Here is a 21,278-nt window from a genome sequence, read left to right as displayed (position 1 = left end):
AGATGTGTTCATTGAGAGCCATCGAAGCAGTTTGGTGGTACTTGAGTCTTGTTGAATTTTTTAGCTTCTCCCCAAAAGAGCTAAGACTTTGCGCCGATGGCTGGTCCGTCGGCGTTTTTTTATGCCCAAAAAAGTCGCCTTCAGATAACAGGCAATAAAAAACGCCGCGAGTGCGACGTTTTTCCATGGAAGACGGCATCAGTCTTCGGCTCGCTCCAATTCTTCCACCAGCCAATCCGGATGACACCAGGCATCCAGGATCGCAAGCACCTTGGGCTTGCCTGTCCCCTTCAATGCAGAGAAGGGCTCCACCGATACCCAATCGCCAAATTCTGCCAGCTCTTTACGCACGGCATTCACGGTTTTCATCTTATCACTCTGGCCCAGCTTGTCGGCCTTGGTGAGCAGTGCCAGTACCGGAATTTCGCTGGCGACGGACCACTCAATCATCTGCCGGTCGAGATCTTTCAGTGGGTGACGAATGTCCATCAGAACAACCACACCACTCAGGCAGGCACGTTTTTGCAGATACTCACCCAGGGCATTTTGCCACTTATGCTTCATTTCCAGCGGCACCTTGGCAAAACCATAACCGGGTAAGTCCACCAGGCGACGCTGGGCATCGAGCTCAAATACGTTAATAAGCTGGGTACGACCGGGGGTTTTACTGGTACGGGCCAGACTTTTTTGTTCTGTCAGGGCATTGAGTGCACTGGACTTTCCGGCGTTGGAACGGCCAGCAAAGGCGATTTCTACGCCAACATCACCCGGTAGATGCTTGTCCAGATGGGCAATATCCGGTGCACTGATCAAAAATTTGGCTTGGCGAAAATCGATACGGGTTTGATTCACTGTGGACTCCGGATAATTGTCAGGCTGGGGCAGAATTTGTCGAAGAATTGCTTACTTTTGCACGTTTTCGTGTAAAATATTGCCCCGATCACATATACGCTATATTACCACGCTTGCGGGCCAGGCCGGTAAGCTCGGGACAATAATCTTAACAAGAAGTTGGAACGCTATGAAAAAGTTAGCTCTTGCGCTGTCTGTTTTCGCTGCTATGTCTACCAATGCTATGGCTGAAGGTGATGCGGCGGCGGGTCAATCCAAAGCGGCTCTGTGCGTTGCCTGTCACGGCGCCGATGGCAACAGCATGATCGACATGTACCCCAAGCTGGCCGGTCAACACGCCAAGTACCTGGAAAAGCAATTGCACGAATTCCAAAGTGCCATGAAGACCGGCGGCAAAGAAGGCCGTATGGATCCTATCATGGGCGGCATGGTAATGACCCTGAACGAGCAGGACATGGCTGATTTGGCTGCCTTCTTTGCCAGCCAGACCCAAACCCACTCACCTGTTGCCGATGTACCCGCTCTGGGTGAGCAGCTGTACAAGGGTGGCGACATGTCCCGCGGCATCACTGCCTGTATCGCCTGCCACGGTCCAGAAGGTAAAGGTACCGAGCAAGCCGGTTTCCCAATGGTTTCTGGCCAGCACGCCAACTACATCAAGATCCAGCTCACCAAGTTCCGTGACAAGGCTCGCACCAACGACCTGAACGGTATGATGCAGGATGTAGCGAAAAAGCTGAGCGATGCCGACATCGACGCACTGTCCAAGTACCTTGCTAACCTGAAGTAAGTCTTGGTTCAGATAAAGGGCGACTGAGTTCGCCCTTTTCTTTACCTCTCAAGTTTACGTTGACGTAAACTGATTACATTTTCACTTGACACTGATCACGGTTTTCGCTTTAATGTCCGTCGTACCAAAGCGAACCCAGCTGTATGCGCAAAAATCATACTAACAACATACAGGTTTCGGTACTGTTTACATTCAAGATATAAGAATAAAGTCTAGCAATAACAATAATATTACTGAGCCCACTCGCAAATAATAATAATGAGTAGTGATTTCGTGATGAAATCCGGGTGACATCAAATAAGGGAACGCCGCGTTTGGCATCTTGCTGTTTAGCACTCCCCTTAAAAGTTCAGGGATACTCAACCAAATGGAACTCTGTGCTCTGCATAGAGATGCAATGGAAGCAACATGCTTTGGATGCGCCGGCTGGATGCTGTAATCACTGGAAGGTAATTGCTACACGGATGGTTTACTTAGCGTCAATGAAGACGGGTTGGATAGCAGATGTGTCATGAAGACCATCTACGGAAGCTGTGGTCAGGATGGCGACAGGTTTAGAAAGTGTCTGGACGACCGAAAACGAGAAATTTCCGCAAGGAAAGCAGTAAAAAAAAGACGGATCTGACCGGGAAAGTCACATAGCAAGTATGGATACTTGGAATCAGGATAAGGTGCCAAGGCACCGTGTTGAGGCGGCAGTCTAACTGCCGCCTTTTTTCTTTGGTGCATGTTATACTGCCACTGCCTTGGCAAACCTCAAGCGAACCCTTTCAATGCGACGTTGCCCCCTGTGCCTCAAGCTGGATACCCAGTTATTTCATCAGGACAAAAAACGCAGTTTCCATCACTGTGCCACCTGTGGAATGGTGTTTGCCGACGGTGCAACCCATTTGCCACCTCAGGCGATTCGTCAGCGTTATGGGCGCGGTGGCACCCAGGATAATCAGCGCCAGCTGTCTCCGTTCTTGTTATCGCTGCTTGAGCAAATCACCAGCCTGCACGGTACAGAGGTACGGGGATTAAACTACGGACGGGTATTGGATGCCGAGAGCCACAGGCAGCTAAAATCCGCAGGCCATGAACTCAGCCAGTACGACCCCTTTACCGCGCCGGATCCTGAAGCCCTGCAAAGCCAATACGACTTTATATGCTGTTTCAGGGTGTTCGAACATTTTGCCGCCCCCCACCGAGAATGGCAGCTCTTTAACCGCTTACTCAAAGCCGATGGTTTTTTGGCAATCAGCACCAGGATGCTGACCAACCCATCACGCTTTGATAAATGGCACCATAAAAATAACCCTGCCCATGTCAGCTTTCCCTGTCGAGAAACTTTCGAATATTTGGCTGCTGACAGTGGCTTTCGGCTAATATTTGCCGAAAATGACTTCATCCTGATGCAAAAACCATCGGGATCTGCTATAAAACGCGACCCAAATTCATGCCCTGCCCTGTGAGCCGGGCTGTTCAAGGCATTTCGGAGTTAGAGACCCATGACCCGTATCAAGAAGACACGCAAAGCTGGCGGAACAGCCCCCAAGCAGGCACCTCGCACCTCCAAGTCCGAGCGAGTGCCATCCTCGAAAAAGCGCGACACCGGTAATAAGTCCGGTAGCCGCCAGAACCCAGGCACCGAAAAGCAAGGTAACCGCAGTGGCAAGGGCAAACAGGACCCACGTCTTGGCAGTAAAAAGCCCGTGGCATTGGAACTGACACCCCAAACGCAGCCACAGGTGAAGGCACCCAAGCCCAAGCAGCCAAAACTAAGCGATGAGCAGCTGCTGCTTAAACTCGAAGAAGACCCACGTCTGAACGAGCTGCTGGATCGCCTGGAAGAAGGCCGAGTCCTCGGCGCTGAGGATCAGCGCTGGCTCGACGAGCAATTATCCAAGATTGAAGCCCTGATGGAAAAACTGGGTATCAGCGATATCGACGAAGCTCAGGGCGAAGACAGAGACGATGATGATGCCCTGTTTGCCCGATTCGAGTCCGGTGCAGATGTGCTCAAGCAATACCAGGACAAAGACTGACATTTAAGGAGCGACCATGCCAACCTTGCTTATCGTTTTGGGTACGCTGATTGTACTGGTCCTCGCCGCCTACGCGGCAAGCCTGCTGTGGAAGCTTAAAAAGCAAACCCAGGCCCGTGAAGCGGCCATCGCAGAACGCAAGGCGGCGGCAGACAAACGCCGTGAAGAGATATTCATCGATATCCGCTATATCGCTCTGGCGATGTTGGAAGACAGATGCGAAATTTCTGAAGGCGTTGTGCGCATTGCCAAACTGTTTGAAGTGCTGTCGCTGTCTGAACGCGTCAGTGGCGACTACCCGGCGCTCTTTCGCCATTTCGAGCGCATCCGCCACCATCCGATTATGGAGCAGCGTAAAGCCCTGCCCAAGCCAGAACGCATGAAGCTGGACTTTGAACGTATGAAGTCTGAGGCCGAACTGACCGAGGATATTCTCGAAGATGCCAAGCGTTTAAAAGACTTCAAACTGGCGAACAGTCACTGAAGTTCGACTTGTTACATAAAAAAGGGCGCATCTGCGCCCTTTTTGTTTGCCGATTACTTCACCCGGGTACCGTCTTTCATCACCAGGTCAACGGCCTCCAGCAAGGCGATATTTTCCAGTGGATTTCCTTTTACTCCGGTCACATCAGCCAACATGCCCGCTTTTAATGTACCTATGTCTGACTGACCAAGCACTCTGGCGGCAACAGAGGTGGCCGACTGAATCGCCGCCATGGGTGGCATACCGGCATCGACCATCAGGGTAAACTCACGGCCGTTACGTCCGTGCTCATACACACCGGCATCTGTACCGAAGGCGATGGTCACTCCGGCCTTGTATGCCTTGGCAAAGGTTCCCTGGATCTTGGGGCCGATTGCCGCCGCCTTGGGCCTCACAACTTCCGGGAAATAGCCGTCGATTTTTGCTTTGTCGGCCACAAACTCTCCCGCCAGCAACGTGGGCACCAGCGCCACATTGTGTTTTTTCATCAAGGGGAATAGCTCCTCATCCATGTAGGTGCCGTGCTCTATGGTGTTCACACCGGCCAGAATCGCCCGCTTCATCCCATCTTTACCGTGGGCATGCACGGCTACTTTAAAGCCGTAATCCTTGGCAGCGGCCACAATGGCCTTGAGCTCTTCATCGGTAAATTGGGGGTTTTCCCCGCTCTTGGCCACGGAGAGCACGCCACCGGTCGCGGTAATCTTAATCAGGTCGGAACCGTCTTTATAGCGCTGGCGCACAGCCTTGTAAGCATCGGCAGGACCATTAATCACCCCTTCCTTTGGCCCGGGGTCGCCCACCAGCTCCTGGTTGCGACCGTTGGTCTTATCGGCATGACCGCCCGTGGTGCCAATGCTGGTACCGGCGGTAAATATCCTTGGGCCTTCCACCCAACCCTTGTTTATCGCATTTCGAAGAGCAATAGAGCCGAGCCCGGCATCACCCAGGTCGCGCACCGTGGTAAAACCGGCATTCAGGGTACGTTTGCCATACATCACCCCACGCAGGGCCAGATCAGCCGGATTAAGGGTATAGGGTTCAAGGTAAGAGTCTTTGCTGCCCTGAAACGTCAGGTGGGTATGCATGTCGATAAAGCCCGGCATCAGGGTGCCATCGCGCCAATCTATTACAGTGTCGCCTTCAGCCGCGGCTCTGTACCCTTTCTCTATGCCCTGAATGCGATTTCCGTCCAGCACCAGTGTCGCTTCCCTCACCGGTTTGGCAGCCTCACCATCGATGATACTTCCCGCATGTATGAGGGTCAGCGCGTGAGCATTCACACATAAAGCCCATAAAGTGACAGACAAGAGCGTCTTTTTCATGGATATTCCTTCTCCTGTGACGAAATTTACAACCTGGATCAAGGTTATTTGATCTTAAAGTCTTCATACTTCGCCCATTGCTAAATTACCGGAGGACACGACTTGAAGCAGCCAACTCAAATCAGCTGGGATCAGTCGATGATCGAGAAATACAACTACAGCGGTCCCCGTTATACCTCTTATCCGACGGCGCTGGAGTTCAACGACGGCTTTACAGAGCAAGATTTGCTGAGTGCGATTGAGCACAGCAAGAGCGATAAGTTGTCACTTTATATTCACATTCCCTTCTGTGCCAAGCTTTGTTATTACTGCGGCTGCAATAAGGTCATCACCCGCCATGCCCATAAGGCAGACCAATATATTGAGTATCTGGCGAGCGAAATCTTAAACCGTGCACCGTTGTTCAAGGGCTACACTGTCACCCAGATGCACTGGGGCGGTGGTACCCCTACCTTCCTGAGCCCAGAGCAAATTTTGCGTCTGACCAAGCTTTTGAAGGACAACTTTAATTTTGCCGATGAAGGCGAGTTCTCCATTGAAGTCGACCCGCGCGAAATCGAGCTGACCATGCTCGACACCCTTAAAGAAGCCGGTTTCAACCGTATCTCCATTGGGGTGCAGGACTTCAACAAGCAGGTTCAGGAAGCGGTAAACCGTCCACAGGACGAGCAGTTTATTTTCGACCTGATTGGCAAGGCTAAAGCCATGGGCTTTGAGTCCACCAACGTGGATTTGATTTACGGCTTGCCCCATCAGACGCCGGAAACCTTTGCCGAAACCATCCAGCGCATTCTGGACCTGTCGCCAGACCGTCTGTCGGTGTTTAACTACGCCCACCTGCCTTCGCGCTTTGCCGCTCAGCGCAAAATTAAGGACGAAGACCTGCCATCACCGCAGCAGAAGCTGGAAATCCTGCATCAGACCATCGAGACTCTGGTGGACGCAGGTTATCAATACATCGGCATGGACCACTTCGCCAAGCCCGATGACGAGCTGGCGCGTCTGCAACGCGAAGGCAAGTTGCACCGTAACTTCCAGGGCTATACCACCCAGGAAGAATGCGACCTGCTGGGTCTGGGTGTGTCGTCCATCAGCCAGATTGGCGATTGCTACGCCCAAAACCAGAAAGATATCCGCCCCTACTACGAAGCCATCGACGACCATGGCAATGCACTGTGGAAGGGTTGCAAGCTGAACCACGATGATGAAATCCGCCGTGTGGTGATCAAGCAGCTAATCTGTCACTTCGACCTGGATATGGCGGTTATCGATGAAAAGTTTGGCTTCACCTTTGAAGACTACTTCGCCCAAGATTTGAAGCTGCTGCAGACTTTCATCGACGACAAGCTGGTGACCATTGAGAACCGTCGTATTCATGTGTCTGATACTGGCCGCCTGCTTATCCGTAATATTTGCATGTGCTTTGATGTGTACTTCCGCGAGAAGGCCCGTCAGCAGCAGTTCTCACGGGTGATTTAAGGCTCAGGATCGGGCAAATAAGTCCAATTCAGCCAACAAAAAACCGGCCACTGGGCCGGTTTTTTTATCTGCACTGCTCGCGAAATCAGGCTTTGGCGGCGTACAGCGCTTTGCGGTCTGAGTCAGAGATAAACGCCATCTCCACACCATTGGCCTGCAGTTTGGCAAGCTCGGCAGCGCTGAAACCCATCTCGATATGGGCAAGTCTGTACTCGTGTTTGATGTCGATATTACTCACACCGGGGTCATCGGTATTCAGACACACCAGCACACCGGCATCCACGAAGGTACGCAGCGGATGCTCATCCAACGACTTCACGGTGGAGGTTTGCAGGTTGGAGGTGGGGCAAGACTCGATACCAATGCGGTGCTTGGCGAGATACTCCATCAGCTTGGGATCCTGTACCGCCTTCACGCCATGACCGATACGGGTGGCACCCAGCTCCTGAATTGCCTGCCACATACTCTCGGCACCCGCAGCTTCACCGGCGTGTACCGTGATGTTAAGCCCTGAGTCACGCACCCGCTTGAAGTGATCGTTAAAGAGGCTGCCGGGGAAACCCAGCTCATCGCCGGCCAGGTCGATAGCCACCAGCTTGTCACGGTGAGCCAACAGGCCATTAAGCTCTGCAGTGCAGGCATCCACACCGAAGGAGCGGGACATGATGCCAATCAGGTTAATCTTCACCTGTGGATGCTCTTTCAATCCCTGATTCACGCCGTCAATCACGGCCTCCACCACGCCTTCGATAGGCAGTTTGTGGTTCATCGCCATGTAATAAGGGCTGAAACGCAGCTCGGCATAATCGAGGCCTGAAAGCGCCGCATCGGCCACGTTTTCACGGGCAACCCGCTGCACCGCATCCAGGTCTGCGAGCACGGCCACCATCCAGTCGAGCTTTTTCAAAAAAGCGACCAGGCTGGTTTCCTTACCCTGAATTTGAACGAAAGGCGCCAGCGTCTCCAGCGAGTCCGCCGGTAAGGCGATACCGTGCTGATGACCCAGCTCCCAAATGGTTTGCACCCTGACATTGCCGTCAAGATGCCGGTGGAGATCCACCAGTGGAATCTTGTTATCAATCATAGTTAACCCCTGTTTGAAAGCCCCGCCAATTGTGTTTTTATTCCTGGTCTTGGGCAGCGATGAAGTTTAACACGCAATTGCAGGCTTAAATCTGAGTAATGTTCAATCTGCTCTCAAAATCAACAATTTCTCACAAACTTAGTGGCTAAAGTTAAGGCTTCGGGCTGGCAAGGCGGCGACAGTCAGGCATAATCCCTCGTTGGATAACACAAAATCACAAGGACAACGGCATGCACAAGCTCTTCAAACCGTCACTGCTCGCTCTGGCTCTTGCCGGCACCCTCGCCGGTTGCAACGTCAACACCACCGCCAGCGATGCCTACAGGTATTCTTACGATGCCAATCGTGCACAGCAGCGCCCCGCTGCCGAAGAGCCCAAAGCTGCCGAGGTCAAAGCCGCCCCGGTCATTCTTGATAAAAATCTGCAAAGCATTATCGACAAGGCTTGGCAGCTGGATTTGGAAATCAGCCCCTCATTGGCCTACGACCAGGGCGATAAGTCCGCAGCCGGCAAACTGGCCGACCTGTCACCCGAGCGTCTGGCCGAGACTCAGCTGAAGCGTCAGGGCCTGCTGGCCTCGCTGAAGGCTCTGGACCGCAGCACGCTGTCCAAAGAAGACCGCATCAATGCCGATATCCTTCAGGGGCAAATTCAGAACGATGTCGACATGTATCAGTTTAAAGACCATTACATGCCCATCTCCTCCGAAGGTGGCTTCCACGCCTACATTGCCTCCATGGCCAAAGGCAGCTTCAAGACCCGCGAAGACTACGACAATTACCTTGCCAAGTTGAATGCCCTGCCACAGTACTTTGCCCAGCAAACTTTCTGGCTGCGTCAGGGGTTGGCGAGTGGAATCACCCCGCCCAAGGTTACCCTCAAGGGCTTTGAAGACAGCATCAGCGCCTTTATGGTGCCGGTGGAAGACAGCACCTACTTCGCCCCCTTTAAGGAATTTCCGGCCCATTTCAGCGCCGCCGACAAGGCAGAGCTGACTCAAGCCGGTCGCAAGGCCGTCGCGGAGAAAGTACTGCCCCAGTATCAGGCCTTCTATGGCTTCATGACCGGCGAGTACATGCCAAACGCCCGTGAAACCATCGCCGCCTACGACATGCCGAATGGCCAGGACTTCTACGAGAACCGGGTGCACTACTACACCACCCTCGACATGACCTCGGACGAAGTACATCAACTGGGTCTCAAAGAGGTCGCCCGTATCCGCGCCGAAATGGAAGCCGTCATCAAGAGCACCGGCTTTAAGGGCAGCTTCGATGAATTCCTGCACTTCCTGCGCACCGATCCGCGCTTCTACGCCACCACGCCGGAGCAGCTCCTGAAAGAAGCCGCCTACATTGCCAAGAAGGCCGACGCCATGTTGCCGAAGTTCTTTGGCAAGCTGCCACGTCAGCCCTATGGCATAGAGCCGGTACCGGCCGAAATCGCCCCCAAATACACCACAGGCCGCTATTCGGGTTCCTCCGCACCGGACAAAGCCGGTTATTACTGGGTCAACACCTATGCGCTGGACAAACGTCCACTGTATGAAATGGAAGCCCTGACCCTGCACGAAGCCGTACCCGGCCATCACCTGCAAATTGCCCTCAATCAGGAACTGGACAAGCTGCCCAACTTCCGCCGCTACAGCTATATTTCTGCCTTTGGCGAAGGTTGGGGCCTGTACAGCGAATATCTGGGGCTGGAAGGCGGTTTCTACACCGACCCTTACAGCAACTTTGGCCGCCTGACCTATGAAATGTGGCGCGCCGCCCGTTTGGTGGTGGATACCGGCATGCACGCCAAGGGCTGGAGCCGTCAGCAGGCCATCGACTTTATGGCGGGCAACACCGCACTGTCGCTGCATAATGTGAATACCGAAATCGACCGCTACATCTCCTGGCCAGGTCAGGCGGTGTCGTACAAGATTGGCGAGCTCACCATCAAGCGTCTGCGGGCCAGGGCCGAAGCCGAGCTGGGTGAAAAATTCGATATCCGCGCATTCCATGATGCCGTGCTGGCCCATGGCAGCGTGCCCCTGTCGGTGCTGGAGCAACAAATCAACGACTTTATCGCCGCCGCCAAAGCGGCCTAAACCAAATCCGGGGCCGCTGGCCCCGGTATCTGTAACAGCCTCACATGCATACACCAGCTTTGAATACATCTTTGACTATTACACCCGCCCTCATGGCGCTGTATCAGCGCTGTGAGCTTGGCAGTCTGTCCACCAGCCCCGGCGTGGACATCGCCTGGCTGGCTCTGGAGCACCCCAGCCCCAAGGGCAGCATTGTTTTTTCCAATGGCCGGGTTGAGGCCTTTCTCAAGTATCTGGAGCTGTACCAGGCCTTCTATGATGCCGGCTACAGTGTCTATGCCCTCGACCACAGGGGCCAGGGCTTATCGAGCCGCCTTACGCCCAATCGTCATATGGGCCATGTGGCGCACTTCAGCGACTATATTGCTGACTTTCACGGTTTTATGGAGCAGGTGGTGCGCCCGCGGGCCAAAGCACCGCTGTTTCTGGCCGGCCACTCCATGGGCGGCGCCATAGGCACCCTGTATTTACAGGCACACCCGGGCGTGTTCAGTGCCGCCTGTTTCTCGGCACCCATGTACGGCATCTGCCTGCCCATGAACAAGGTGTTTGTGCGCTGGCTGGCGCAAAAGCTCGATGCCAGCGCCAAGGGGCTGCCCAACTACATTCTGGGGGGCAAGGACTATAACCCGGCGCCCTTTGCCAAAAACGACCTCACCAAGAGCGAGGCCCGTTATCAGGCCTACCGCGAGCTCTATCAGCAAAACCCGCAATTGCAACTGGGCTCGCCCACCAACCGTTGGCTGCTGGAAGCTTTGGATGCCTGTGACGAGGCGGTATTGGCAGCGCGGGAGAGCAAAATCCCTTTGCTGGTGTTGCAGGCGAGTGAAGACACCATAGTCGATAATAAGGCCCAGAATCGGGCCCTGGGTGGACTGTGCGAGTGCTTGCAGATTAGCGATGCCCGCCATGAGATTCTGATGGAATGCGACGGCCCACGCACCAAGGCGATAGAGGCGATGCTGGGCTTTTTTGCCAGCCACGCCAAACACCGCTGATACGCAGGCCTGATATCTGGAGAGTACGTCCTGCCCTGCCGAAGTTTGGCGAGTCAGCCCCGGCGATTTGCGCTGTGGACGCTGGGGGCAATACGCCGTGTCACCAATTCTGACGCCGGCATGGGTTTACCAAGCAAATAACCCTGGAAGAAATCACAATCGAGGCTTGAGAGATATGCCTGCTGGGCCTCGGTTTCAACCCCTTCTGCCACCACCTTCAACATGAGGCTGTGGGCCATTTCAACAATGGCGCGCACTATGGCATTGCCCGCTTCCGTACCGATACGGCCGACAAAGGCGGCATCCAGTTTAAGCCTGGAGAGCGGCAGACTCTGCAAGTAACTCAGTGACGAATAACCGGTACCAAAGTCATCAATGGCGATGGAAAAACCGGCGCTGCGCAGTCGCTGCATCCGCTCGCTGATGGCATTGAGGTTGGACAACAGTGCGTATTCGGTCAGCTCCAGCTCAATCTGCTCAGGCGATACCTGATGCGCTTTGAGCAAGGCCAGCAGGCGTTCCACAAAATCACTCTGGTTAAAATGCCTTGCACTGATGTTGACGGCCACCGCCGGCATGGGGGTGCCTTTTTCTGCCATCGCCTTGAGGGTGCGGCACACTTCCAGCAATACCCATTGGCCTATGCCAATGATAAGCCCCGAATCTTCGGCCACCGGAATAAACTGTGCCGGTGAAATGGGGCCGCGCTCAGGATGGTGCCAGCGGCACAGGGCCTCGCAGCACACCAGCTCACCGTCGTGGTTAAAGATGGGCTGAAACACCAAAGACAGTTGTTCACGCTCAATGGCATGACGCAACTCGTTTTGCAGCCACAGGTTTTCGGTGGCCTTGTCTTCCAGTTCGTCACTGTACAGGGCGCAGCCATTGCGGCCACCATCCTTGGCCGCGTACATGGCCATATCTGCACGTTTGAGCAGCTGCGCCGGCTCAACCGGATGATGGTTATCGAACAGGCACACACCCACGGAGGCGGTGACATTGATTTGCTGATCCGAGAGCTGAAAACTGCGGGCAATCTGCTGCTTCAGCTCCGCCCCCAGCTGCATCGCCTGATGGGCCGCCTGTTCAATGTCGGTCGCGAGGTCGAGCACCATAATGGCAAATTCATCGCCGCCCAATCTAGCCACCAGGGCATTACCACTGAAAAAGCCCGACAATCTGGCCGCAGCCTGAATCAGCAGACGATCGCCATGGTGATGGCCCAGGGCATCGTTGACGAGTTTAAAGTTGTCCAAATCTATCAGCAGCAGGGCGCCCAGGCGTAACATGCTGCCGGGGCCAGCCTGCTGAAACTCGAACAGGGCATCCATCACGGCCCGGCGGTTGGCCAGGTTGGTCAGGGAGTCGTGGTTGGCCTGATGGGCGATGGCCTGCTGATTACGCACATCTTCCGAGACATCCCGTTGGCTGCCTATCACCCGTGCCGGGCGGCCGTCTTCTTCCCATTCCACCACCATGCCGCGATCGAGCACCCAAATATAATGCCCCTGACGGTGTTTCAGGCGATGACGGCTCTCGTAAACATCGGCTTCGCCCTTGAGATAGCTTTGCAGTCGCTCCAGCACCCGCGCTTTATCGTCCGGGTGTAAACGACTTTCCCAGGAGCTGTACTCGTTTTTCAGCTCTGTGGGGCCATATCCCAGCATTTCTTTCCAGCGGTCAGACAAAAACAGTTCGCCACTGCTGATCTGCCAGTCCCAAATGCCGGTTTGAGAACCTTCCACTGCAAACAACCAACGCTGCTCTGAGTCACGCAGCTGCTTGAGGGTACGCTTGAGCTTGAGTTCGGTCTGGTACATGTACTGCTGCAATTTGGCGACTTCGCTGGAGGCCATGGGCACAGTTTGCGCCAAAGGCTCAGCCTGCTTCAGGCGGGCCAAACGCAGCAAACTGCGAAGCGGTCTGACACCCACATAATGAAACACGGTTAAAAACATCAGGATCAGCAAGGCGCCGCCGCCCCATATCTGCAAAAAGCGTTGCTGCAGTTCACTGATGGCACGGCTGTAGGCACCGGAGAGGTCGTATTCCAGATAGATTAGGTTGATTTCACTGTAGCGGGGAACGCCACTGTGATTAACAGGGTAGTAAGCCTGAATCGATAGGCGGTCGGGATTGACCTGTACCCAGGGCTTTTGGGCGGCCACCGTCTGCTGATGACGCGCCGGTTCATAACCGTCGATGACCTGACTGGCACGACTACCCTGCCACACCAGGTGATTGGCATAACGAATGTTGCTGCCCGGGTCCACCAGCACCAACACCATCAACTCAAGATCAGTCGCGGCCAGCGACACCTCCTGAGCAATACGGTCGGTATCCTGTACTGCCATGGCCTCTGACACTATATGCTGCAAGCGGAACATTTGCTGCCTGACCTGGGCCAACTGCGCTTCTGCCACCTGCTCCTGCTTGAGGGATTTTTCATAGTAAAACTCTGCCCCTACCAGACTCAGGTAGAGCAGTATCAGACACAGAGGTGCCATTAAGGCCAGTGACAGGCGCGGCATTCTTGGCAAAGCGTTATCCAGCAAACAAAAACCAATGAAGCTCTATGCTATCCACAATCCGGGATCTTGGCAAAAAACCATTCATCGACAGATGAAAAATAGCCAAATTAACAATATGAAATCCAAAAAGATTTAAACTTGTTCAACCTTCGACTGAAACGGTGTTTTTCGCAAAACAGCACACTGATGTTCTTTTGCGCTGCCGCAGCGTTGCCAAAAAGAGACGTCTATTTAAACGTAAGGTGCCCACCAAGACGAAAACGACTGCCGGGATGTACCAGGCGGGCAAAACTCACCACCCCCTGACGGGACCAGGTACGACGGATGATCTGCAGGCAGGGTTCGCCTTCGGGCATATTCAGGCGAAGTCGTACCTGCTCTTTCGGGATAATCGCCTCAATGGTGTGACGCGCCTCGGTCAGCGGCGCCACCTGCGACAGATATTCGTGTGGCGTCTGGCTGCTGAAGTCCTGTTTCAGATAGTGCGGAATAAGCTCGGGGTTAACAAAGCGCTCCTCCAATTGCAGGGGCATTCCCTGTTCACAATGCACCAGCAATGAGTAAAACACGTCAGAGCCCTCCTCCAACCCAAGGGCAATGGCGATGGGGGCGATGGCATTGATAGCGGCCAGCTCAAGTACCTGCACGCTGTGACCATGACCGCGCCCCTTGATTTCATCGGCGATATTGCGAATAGACAGCATGCTTGACTGGGACTTGAGCGATGCCACAAAGGTCCCCAACCCCTGAGAGCGCTCCAGCACCCCGGCCTCCACTAATTCTGTCAGTGCCCGCCGGGCGGTCATGCGGCTACAGCCAAATTGCTCGGCGAGCTGATTCTCGGAAGGCACCCGGGTATTTTCTTCCCAGTCGCCCGCCTCGATATGGCGCCGTATGTATTCTTTGATTTCGGCAAACTTTGCTGTGGTCATGTGCATCCCTTAATGTCTGCCGGTTACGGTTTGCGGCTGTCTTTCCCGCCTGAGAGTCGGCTATAATCCAAGCTTGTATATACAAGTAGATACTGGCTGATTGGCAAAAGATCAAGCCGTGACAATAGATTAGTCAGTTGCCGCAACCTATTTTTATAGCGGCAATACACAAAAACCCTACACAACAGCCACAGCAGGAGTCAGCATGTCTTGGGATCAGGTTTGGATTGATATCAACTTAGCCACCATGGACCCGTCCAGGAGTGAGGCCTACGGTGCCATCACGGATGCTGCGCTGGCGGTGAAACACGGCAAAATTGCCTGGCTTGGCAAACGTGCCGAACTGCCCGAGTTTGATGTGCTCGCCACCCCGGTTCACCGCGGCCATGGCGGCTGGCTGACCCCCGGCCTGATCGATGCCCACACCCACTTGGTATTTGCCGGTAACCGTGCCAACGAATTCGAACTGCGTCTGCAGGGTGCCAGCTACGAAGAAATCGCCCGCGCCGGCGGCGGCATTGTCAGCACCGTGAAGGCCTGCCGCGAAGCAGACGAAGCCGAGCTGTTTGATCTCGCCCGCCGCCGCCTGAATGCGCTGGCCAAAGAAGGGGTAACCACGGTGGAAATCAAATCCGGTTACGGCCTGGATTTGGACACCGAGCTTAAGCTGTTGCGGGTTGCCCGCGAGCTTGGCAAACATCACCACGTGGATGTGGTCACCACCTTCCTCGGCGCCCACGCCGTACCGCCCGAGTTCAAGGGTCAGGGCGAGGCAGGCACAGATGCCTATGTGGATCTGGTGGTTAACGAGATGCTGCCCGCCGTGGTGGCCGAGAACCTCGCCGATGCCGCCGACGTGTTCTGCGAAAACATCGCCTTTAACCTGGAGCAGACAGAGCGGGTGCTGAGCGCCGCCAAGGCCCTGGGGCTCGATATCAAGCTGCATGCCGAGCAACTCAGCAACCTCGGTGGCAGTGAACTGGCCGCGCGTTTGGGTGCCAAGTCGGTGGACCATATCGAATACCTGGACGAAACCGGCGTTAAGGCCATCGCCCAGAGCGGCACCTGCGCCGTACTGCTGCCGGGCGCCTTCTACTTCCTGCGGGAAACCAAGCTGCCTCCCATCGACCTTTTGCGTCAGCATGGGGTGCCCATGGTGCTCGCCAGCGACTTTAACCCCGGCTCATCGCCCATCTGCTCGACCCTGCTGATGCTCAATATGGGCTGCACCCTGTTCCGTCTCACCCCGGAAGAAGCACTGGCCGGTGTTACCCGCAACGCCGCCCGCGCTCTGGGCCGTGACCAGCACGTAGGCGTATTGCGTGAGGGCATGGATGCCGATTTCTGCCTGTGGCGTATCTCTACCCCGGCTGAGCTGGCCTATTCCTACGGCGTGAACCCTCTGGTGGATGTGGTGAAGGGTGGCAGACTGATTCATCAATAAAGGTCTGTGAATGATTCGGGAGCCGAGGCAAGTTTAACTTTGCGCTCCCATCGTATTCCCCGCCTGATGCGTATTCTCATCCCTGCTATTTCAGTAAGTTGTCACAACACCTCTCTTGATTGGCAGGTGATTTAAACTTGAAAAAGACCTGCATTACACACCATGATTTCACACTCGGGTTATCCTCTGACAACTCACACAGAGCCACCCCGGCCTTACGCCCTAAAGGATGATTTAAATGACAAGGATATGTGCACTCTTACTCGCCTGCTGCGCTCAGTTTGCCCATGCAACAACGGGCCCTGAGGCTGCTGAATCACATGCGGCACAAGCAACAACCGGGGTGCAGGCCGCATCCCTGCTCGGCGGGCAACGTGGTAATGGGCAACTCTATGAAGTGGTAGATACCCAGGTTTGGGACGTGCCGGACCCCGAGAGCGGCCGCGATTATCAAGTGTTTTTGGCGCTGCCAGCCTCCTATGAAAAGGAGCCTTCGCGGCGCTATCCGGTGCTCTATGTCACCGATGCGGACTATGCCTTTGCCATGGTGAAACAAATCGCCAGGCGCCTGAATGGGCACGGTCCCGCCATTGAAGACTTTATTCTGATTGGCCTGTCATATTCGGTTGGCGATCACGGCGTGCCAAGTCGCCGACGCGACTACACCCCCACACCTAACGGCCCGGGCTCGGATGCCGCCAAGAGCGTACATGGCGAGGCGCAGCAGTATCTGGCATACCTCAAACAAGTTGCAATTCCCTTTGTTGCAGATAAATACCGCACCGATGAAGCGCGGCGGCTGTTCCTCGGCCATTCTTACGGCGGCCTGTTAGGGGCACAGGCGCTATTAACCGATCCGACACTGTTTGCCGGGTATGTGCTTGGCAGCCCGTCATTTTGGTATGACAACAAGGTCATGTGGTCATTCGAAGAGCGGTATGCCAAATCCAACAAGGACCTGCCCGCCAGTGTGTATCTGTATGTGGGCGAGTATGAAGATATGAAACCCGGCGATGCACGTTTTGCAGCCCGCTACAACATGGTCACGGATGCGCGCTATTTCGAAAAAAGCCTCAATTCGCGTGGCTATCCGTCATTGCGGCTGAAGCTGGACGTGCTGAATGACGAAGATCATCTAAGCGTAGCACCCCGCGGTTTTACCCACGGGCTCAAGTACCTGCTGCCTGCCGGTAACAAGTCATGAGCCAGTTGGTGTGGGTAATCCTCATTCAAACAGCTACCCACACCACCCAATCAAAGGCTTGCCACTAACGCCTATTTCCCAAGGTGAGTTTTCAGGAACTGCTCTACTTCCTGATACACCTTGGCGGCGCTGTCTTTCATGATAAAGGGGTTATGGCCGGTGTCCGTCAGCTCGACAAACTTAAAGTCCTTCTTCGACTTCTCCAGTGCCTCAACCATAATTTCAGCCTGGGTGAAGGGCACGATTTGATCGCTGTCGCCGGCAATAATCAACAGCGGCAAGCCCACCTTTGACGCCAGCAGCGCGGGGGAGTTGTCATCCAACATTTTAGCGTCCCGGATGGGATGACCTATGCGCTCGTAGAGTATCTCTTCGATTCTGTCTTCGTTTATCTCGGCGGAGTCCACATCGAAGGCGATTTGATCTTTCAGGTGCGTAACCCCGTTGATGCTGATGCTGCAACGGTACAGTTCCGGGGTTTTAATGGCACCCATCAGCGCGGCATACCCACCATAGGATGCCCCCACAATGCACACCCGGGACTTGTCTGCATAACCGTTATTGGTCATGTAGGTAACGGCGTCTGACACGTCGTCCTGCATCAACTGTCCCCACTGTTTGTAGCCGGCTTTTTCAAACTCCAGCCCATAACCGGTAGAGCCACGGAAGTTGGGTTGTATGACGATATATCCCCGGGTGGCAATGTACTGGGCGAAGAAATCAAAGCTGGCGCTGTCGCGGGATTGTGGGCCGCCGTGGGGTAATACCACCATGGGGTAGGCTTTGGTGTCGTCATAATTGGGTGGGAACAGCAGGTACATACGCAGCTTTTGACCGTCTCTGGTGGTGTAGTTCACCTTGGCGGGCATCCCCAGATTCTCGGGCACCAACTGATGATGCACATCCCCCAGCCACGTCAGGGCCTGGGTCTTGTAGTCGTAGACGTAGAATTTGCCCAGGTGATCGGCGCCGCTGCTTTTTATCACTACGCGGTTTTTGCTGGTGCTCGATGCCCAGAAAGAGAAGTTGCTGTGCCCTATGTCTTCGGCAACCTTGTCATAGTGGGCCTGATAGTTCTTATCCAGATACACATTGCGGATAAGGTCCCGCTGCACCTGATAACCCAGATATTCTCCGGTAAAGGCATCAAACATGGGGGAGTAAATATCTTCCTCAGGCAGCGAGGCCACTACCTGCTTCTCCTTGCTGCCCTTTTTGTATTTAACGATTTCATAGTAACCGCTTGTTTCATTGCGTTTGCGGTAAATCAGCTCGCCTTCCTTGCCAATCCCAACCAGGCCTTCAAAGTCGAACTCACCATCTTCATTTTGTTCGAAGTAGATACGGTCGATGGGCGCCCATTCACCCTCCTGGGTGTATTCGTGCACCTGCACACTGCGGCTGTAGTAGTAATAGTCGAGCCGGAAAGTGGGCTGGCCCTGTTTGTCGGTTAAAATGTTGTAGGTGCGACGCCCCCCTTTGAGCACCACCTCACCCTTCCCCGTGTAAACGTTCACCTTCATTATCTCGAGGCCGTTGTTTCCCCAGGCAGGCATCAGGATGTGCTGGTCGTCGTCCACCAGCAGATTGGTAATTCTCGACAGGTTTAAGTTTTTGCGGCTGTACTTTTTATGGTTAAGCAGTACCACCCTGTCCTGACAATGCACATCCATGGAAATAGACCGCCTGAAATAATCGTACTCATCGAGATCGAATTCAGGGTCTTTCTCGGCCTTCTTTTTCAGCTTGGAGATGCGCTCATAGGGCACCATGAGATTGACAATCAAGCGGGAATTATTGGCCCAGCTGATGGAGTCGGCGCGAATAAACTCGTCCTGCAATATGCCGGTGATGGGCGCCCCTTCCAGAGAAAAGTCCCGGATGACTACATCACGACTCTTGCCGGCCTGACGGATAAAAGCCAGATAACGGCCATCCGGTGAAAATTCAGCATCGTAGATGAGAGGATCACTTATAAAGTCGTCTTTTGTTAACTGCGTATAGGCGTTGACTGTGGGGCTCATCAACATCCATATAAGCGATAGCACTAACGTCATTAACACTTTCATTCCGCATCATCCTTAACCAGCGTTTGTCAGGGTTCAACTTCGAACAACGTCAACGGCTTGTCCTTAAGCAAAACCAAAAATATGAGTCACTGCTACCGCTGAGTGAGACCATGATTTTACACAAATTAAACAAAACACCAACCAAAGACAGAGTACTGCTTGAAAAGGGGCAAATCAGGCGGCAACAACCACTTTGCTAAGTCAGGCGACCTTCTACCAAGTCGCGCTTGCGGTGCAGGCAATCTGCCAGATAGTCCATCAAGAGTTTGATGCGTGGCACGGCACGCAGATTTTCGTGGGTGAGCAACCAGATGTCCTGAAACGGATGAGGCGTTCCATCACCGATGCGCTGCAACTGCGGCATTTGGTCGGCGATGTAACAGGCACCGCGCACCAGGCCGCCACGCTGCGCAGCCACCTGATGGCGCAGCACCAAATCATCCAGCACCAAGGCCACGCCTGCGTTGGGATAGGGTGAGGTTGCAATCCAATCGGGTGTGCCGGAGGCGGTGATCCAGCCAAGCCTGTTGGCAGGTTTTGTCAGGTAGTCGGGGCGACAATAATAGGCCAGCCACACAGGAAACAGCCGCCGCCCCACCAAATGTTCGTCGGGGTTGTTTGACACCCGCACGACTATGTCGGCCTCACAGCTATCAAGGCTCGCCAGCGTGTAAGAGCAGTGAATGTGCAGCCTTATCCGGGGATACTGCTGCTGAAATGCCATTAGCTCTTCAAGCAGCAGCCACTGGGCAATGGCGGGGGGAAGGGATAGACGAATGTCGCCCTGCAGTGCATCTGTGGCGGCCAATTCGTCGCGGCGATTTCCCTGAATGAGCAGCTCCATCTGCTCGGCCGCCGCCAGCAGGCGCAGCCCCAAGGCAGTAAGCCGCAGCCCCTGGGGCGAGTTTTCAAACACAGGTGCGGCATAACGGTGATTCAACGCCGCCAGCCGTCTCGATACTGTGGCATGGTTCAGCGATAGCTGTTTGGCCGCTGCACGCAGGCTTTGCCCTCTCGCCAGCGCCAGTATTACCCGGTAATCATCCCAATTATCCATTCGCTCACCTGTCGGCCCCTTGCCAGCCATCAAGGTAACCCCTTATAGCGGCGATGAAAACCGCAGGAATGTGAGCAAAGCTTTCAGTTCAGCGGGAATGCACCCTTATCATCGTGTACGGCAAAGGCGGCAATTTGCCATTGGCCATCCTGCTTGCTGAGCAGATAAGTGGCACCCACCAGGTTGTAGCGCGAACCATCGGCACGAAAGCGCTCGGCCACGTTGCTGGCCAGTGCCAGTTGGCTGTCGAGCAGCCTGATATTCACCTTCTGCCAACGCACCCGGGCAACACCTTTGGCCCTGAGGCTATCCAAAAAGCCCTGAATTTGCGTTGAAAATTCAGTCTCAGTGGCCACCGCCGGCGCCCGGGTGTTTGACATCAGCATCAGCTGCGGCCGGTAAAGTACCGGGGCAGCATCGAGCTTGCCTGTGGTCAGATAGTGGTTGTATTTGTCCATGTAGTGTTCAAACAGCGTGGCAATCTCTGCCTTCTGCTCTGAAGACGCCGCCGTGTCATTCACACCGGCGGACAGCGACGGTTTACCCCCGGCCACTTCGCCACCGGTCACCTGAAAGATTTCAGCCTCACAGCAGTCTGTCAGGGCCGGTAATGCCAGCGCCATGCCGCTGGTGCACAGCAGCGTTAAAGCCAGCAGGCAGGGTGCGGCCAGTGGTGTTATAAAACGCCCGAGGCTCAGGCTCTTTATCAATATTGGGTTCATCACATCCTCCTTAATGGTGCTTGTAGTTGGAAATCAGCAGCATCGCCGAATTGCCTATAGCGAGATAAACCATGCTAACAAAACCACTCGGCAACTCAGGCGGATAGTTTTTCGACATCCCTGTTGCGTTTTCACACCACGTCAGCCACAGCCAATCACTGCTAAAAAAACTGCGGCAATATCGTTGACC

17 protein-coding genes are annotated in these 21,278 nt (G+C 54.5%); 9 read left to right on the top strand and 8 right to left on the bottom strand.

The window, feature by feature from the left end:
* Window positions 1-198 precede the first annotated feature (198 nt).
* Window positions 199-852, bottom strand: a complete 654-nt coding sequence (yihA, locus tag K0H79_RS00425) for a ribosome biogenesis GTP-binding protein YihA/YsxC (RefSeq protein ID WP_220076960.1) — start codon at window positions 850-852, stop codon at window positions 199-201.
* Between the two features lie 169 nt (window positions 853-1,021).
* On the opposite strand from yihA, the gene K0H79_RS00420 reads away from it, so the two are divergent.
* The 4 genes from K0H79_RS00420 to K0H79_RS00405 all read left to right on the top strand — a co-directional run bounded on the left by K0H79_RS00420 (window position 1,022) and on the right by K0H79_RS00405 (window position 4,153).
* The gene (locus tag K0H79_RS00420) at window positions 1,022-1,642 is read left to right on the top strand and encodes a cytochrome c (RefSeq protein ID WP_011758214.1); all 621 of its coding nucleotides are present in this window, start codon (window positions 1,022-1,024) and stop codon (window positions 1,640-1,642) included.
* Window positions 1,643-2,415: 773 nt separating this feature from the next.
* Window positions 2,416-3,096, top strand: a complete 681-nt coding sequence (locus K0H79_RS00415; protein ID WP_220076959.1) for a methyltransferase domain-containing protein — start codon at window positions 2,416-2,418, stop codon at window positions 3,094-3,096.
* A 36-nt stretch (window positions 3,097-3,132) separates the two neighbouring features.
* Window positions 3,133-3,669: a Der GTPase-activating protein YihI gene (yihI, locus tag K0H79_RS00410; RefSeq protein WP_220066267.1), complete on the top strand. Its 537-nt coding sequence runs from the start codon at window positions 3,133-3,135 to the stop codon at window positions 3,667-3,669.
* Between the two features lie 16 nt (window positions 3,670-3,685).
* A complete protein-coding gene (locus K0H79_RS00405) occupies window positions 3,686-4,153 on the top strand; it encodes a DUF2489 domain-containing protein (RefSeq protein WP_220066266.1) in 468 nt (155 codons plus the stop codon).
* A gap of 53 nt (window positions 4,154-4,206) precedes the next feature.
* On the opposite strand, the gene K0H79_RS00400 is transcribed toward K0H79_RS00405, so the two are convergent.
* Window positions 4,207-5,478 (bottom strand): amidohydrolase family protein, encoded by a 1,272-nt coding sequence (locus K0H79_RS00400; protein WP_220076958.1) that lies wholly within the window; start codon window positions 5,476-5,478, stop codon window positions 4,207-4,209.
* 138 nt (window positions 5,479-5,616) lie between these two features.
* Between K0H79_RS00400 and hemN the strand changes: the two genes are divergently transcribed.
* A complete protein-coding gene (gene hemN / locus K0H79_RS00395; RefSeq protein WP_220067766.1) occupies window positions 5,617-6,957 on the top strand; it encodes an oxygen-independent coproporphyrinogen III oxidase in 1,341 nt (446 codons plus the stop codon).
* A gap of 85 nt (window positions 6,958-7,042) precedes the next feature.
* On the opposite strand, the gene add is transcribed toward hemN, so the two are convergent.
* Complete coding sequence (add, locus tag K0H79_RS00390; protein WP_220076957.1) at window positions 7,043-8,041, bottom strand: adenosine deaminase; 999 nt, start codon at window positions 8,039-8,041, stop codon at window positions 7,043-7,045.
* A gap of 230 nt (window positions 8,042-8,271) precedes the next feature.
* On the opposite strand from add, the gene K0H79_RS00385 reads away from it, so the two are divergent.
* Together K0H79_RS00385 and K0H79_RS00380 are read left to right on the top strand one after the other, a co-directional pair.
* Window positions 8,272-10,131 (top strand): DUF885 family protein, encoded by a 1,860-nt coding sequence (locus K0H79_RS00385; protein ID WP_220076956.1) that lies wholly within the window; start codon window positions 8,272-8,274, stop codon window positions 10,129-10,131.
* A 44-nt stretch (window positions 10,132-10,175) separates the two neighbouring features.
* The gene (locus tag K0H79_RS00380) at window positions 10,176-11,129 is read left to right on the top strand and encodes an alpha/beta fold hydrolase (protein WP_220076955.1); all 954 of its coding nucleotides are present in this window, start codon (window positions 10,176-10,178) and stop codon (window positions 11,127-11,129) included.
* A gap of 53 nt (window positions 11,130-11,182) precedes the next feature.
* On the opposite strand, the gene K0H79_RS00375 is transcribed toward K0H79_RS00380, so the two are convergent.
* Together K0H79_RS00375 and hutC are read right to left on the bottom strand one after the other, a co-directional pair.
* On the bottom strand, window positions 11,183-13,660 hold the full coding sequence (locus tag K0H79_RS00375; protein WP_258405512.1) for a bifunctional diguanylate cyclase/phosphodiesterase: 2,478 nt from the start codon (window positions 13,658-13,660) through the stop codon (window positions 11,183-11,185).
* A gap of 227 nt (window positions 13,661-13,887) precedes the next feature.
* Complete coding sequence (gene hutC, locus K0H79_RS00370; RefSeq protein ID WP_220076954.1) at window positions 13,888-14,592, bottom strand: histidine utilization repressor; 705 nt, start codon at window positions 14,590-14,592, stop codon at window positions 13,888-13,890.
* A gap of 205 nt (window positions 14,593-14,797) precedes the next feature.
* Here hutC and hutI point away from each other — a divergent pair, with 205 nt between their 5' ends.
* Window positions 14,798-16,036: an imidazolonepropionase gene (gene hutI, locus K0H79_RS00365; protein WP_220076953.1), complete on the top strand. Its 1,239-nt coding sequence runs from the start codon at window positions 14,798-14,800 to the stop codon at window positions 16,034-16,036.
* Between the two features lie 238 nt (window positions 16,037-16,274).
* Window positions 16,275-17,240, top strand: coding sequence for an alpha/beta hydrolase (locus K0H79_RS00360; RefSeq protein WP_220076952.1), 966 nt, complete (start codon window positions 16,275-16,277; stop codon window positions 17,238-17,240).
* 71 nt (window positions 17,241-17,311) lie between these two features.
* On the opposite strand, the gene K0H79_RS00355 is transcribed toward K0H79_RS00360, so the two are convergent.
* From K0H79_RS00355 to K0H79_RS00345, 3 genes are all read right to left on the bottom strand, one after another.
* Window positions 17,312-19,297, bottom strand: a complete 1,986-nt coding sequence (locus tag K0H79_RS00355; protein WP_220076951.1) for a S9 family peptidase — start codon at window positions 19,295-19,297, stop codon at window positions 17,312-17,314.
* A gap of 208 nt (window positions 19,298-19,505) precedes the next feature.
* Window positions 19,506-20,366, bottom strand: coding sequence for a LysR family transcriptional regulator (locus K0H79_RS00350; RefSeq protein ID WP_220076950.1), 861 nt, complete (start codon window positions 20,364-20,366; stop codon window positions 19,506-19,508).
* A gap of 83 nt (window positions 20,367-20,449) precedes the next feature.
* A complete protein-coding gene (locus tag K0H79_RS00345) occupies window positions 20,450-21,088 on the bottom strand; it encodes a hypothetical protein (protein WP_220076949.1) in 639 nt (212 codons plus the stop codon).
* Between the last annotated feature and the right edge of the window lie 190 nt (window positions 21,089-21,278).

This window comes from Shewanella sp. FJAT-52076, from assembly GCF_019457455.1.
Taxonomy (GTDB): domain Bacteria; phylum Pseudomonadota; class Gammaproteobacteria; order Enterobacterales; family Shewanellaceae; genus Shewanella; species Shewanella zhangzhouensis.
Note: the sequence above shows the minus strand (reverse complement) of the source record. Positions and strands in the feature narration are given on the sequence as shown.

Coding starts and splice junctions, on each gene's coding strand:
- add (WP_220076957.1), bottom strand. CDS start 8,041: ATGATTGATAACAAGATTCCACTGGTGGATCTCCACCGGCATCTTGAC.
- hutI (WP_220076953.1), top strand. CDS start 14,798: ATGTCTTGGGATCAGGTTTGGATTGATATCAACTTAGCCACCATGGAC.
- K0H79_RS00385 (WP_220076956.1), top strand. CDS start 8,272: ATGCACAAGCTCTTCAAACCGTCACTGCTCGCTCTGGCTCTTGCCGGC.
- hutC (WP_220076954.1), bottom strand. CDS start 14,592: ATGACCACAGCAAAGTTTGCCGAAATCAAAGAATACATACGGCGCCAT.
- K0H79_RS00355 (WP_220076951.1), bottom strand. CDS start 19,297: ATGACGTTAGTGCTATCGCTTATATGGATGTTGATGAGCCCCACAGTC.
- K0H79_RS00400 (WP_220076958.1), bottom strand. CDS start 5,478: ATGAAAAAGACGCTCTTGTCTGTCACTTTATGGGCTTTATGTGTGAAT.
- K0H79_RS00405 (WP_220066266.1), top strand. CDS start 3,686: ATGCCAACCTTGCTTATCGTTTTGGGTACGCTGATTGTACTGGTCCTC.
- K0H79_RS00350 (WP_220076950.1), bottom strand. CDS start 20,366: ATGGATAATTGGGATGATTACCGGGTAATACTGGCGCTGGCGAGAGGG.
- K0H79_RS00375 (WP_258405512.1), bottom strand. CDS start 13,660: ATGCCGCGCCTGTCACTGGCCTTAATGGCACCTCTGTGTCTGATACTG.
- K0H79_RS00360 (WP_220076952.1), top strand. CDS start 16,275: ATGACAAGGATATGTGCACTCTTACTCGCCTGCTGCGCTCAGTTTGCC.
- K0H79_RS00420 (WP_011758214.1), top strand. CDS start 1,022: ATGAAAAAGTTAGCTCTTGCGCTGTCTGTTTTCGCTGCTATGTCTACC.
- yihI (WP_220066267.1), top strand. CDS start 3,133: ATGACCCGTATCAAGAAGACACGCAAAGCTGGCGGAACAGCCCCCAAG.
- hemN (WP_220067766.1), top strand. CDS start 5,617: ATGATCGAGAAATACAACTACAGCGGTCCCCGTTATACCTCTTATCCG.
- K0H79_RS00415 (WP_220076959.1), top strand. CDS start 2,416: ATGCGACGTTGCCCCCTGTGCCTCAAGCTGGATACCCAGTTATTTCAT.
- K0H79_RS00345 (WP_220076949.1), bottom strand. CDS start 21,088: ATGAACCCAATATTGATAAAGAGCCTGAGCCTCGGGCGTTTTATAACA.
- K0H79_RS00380 (WP_220076955.1), top strand. CDS start 10,176: ATGCATACACCAGCTTTGAATACATCTTTGACTATTACACCCGCCCTC.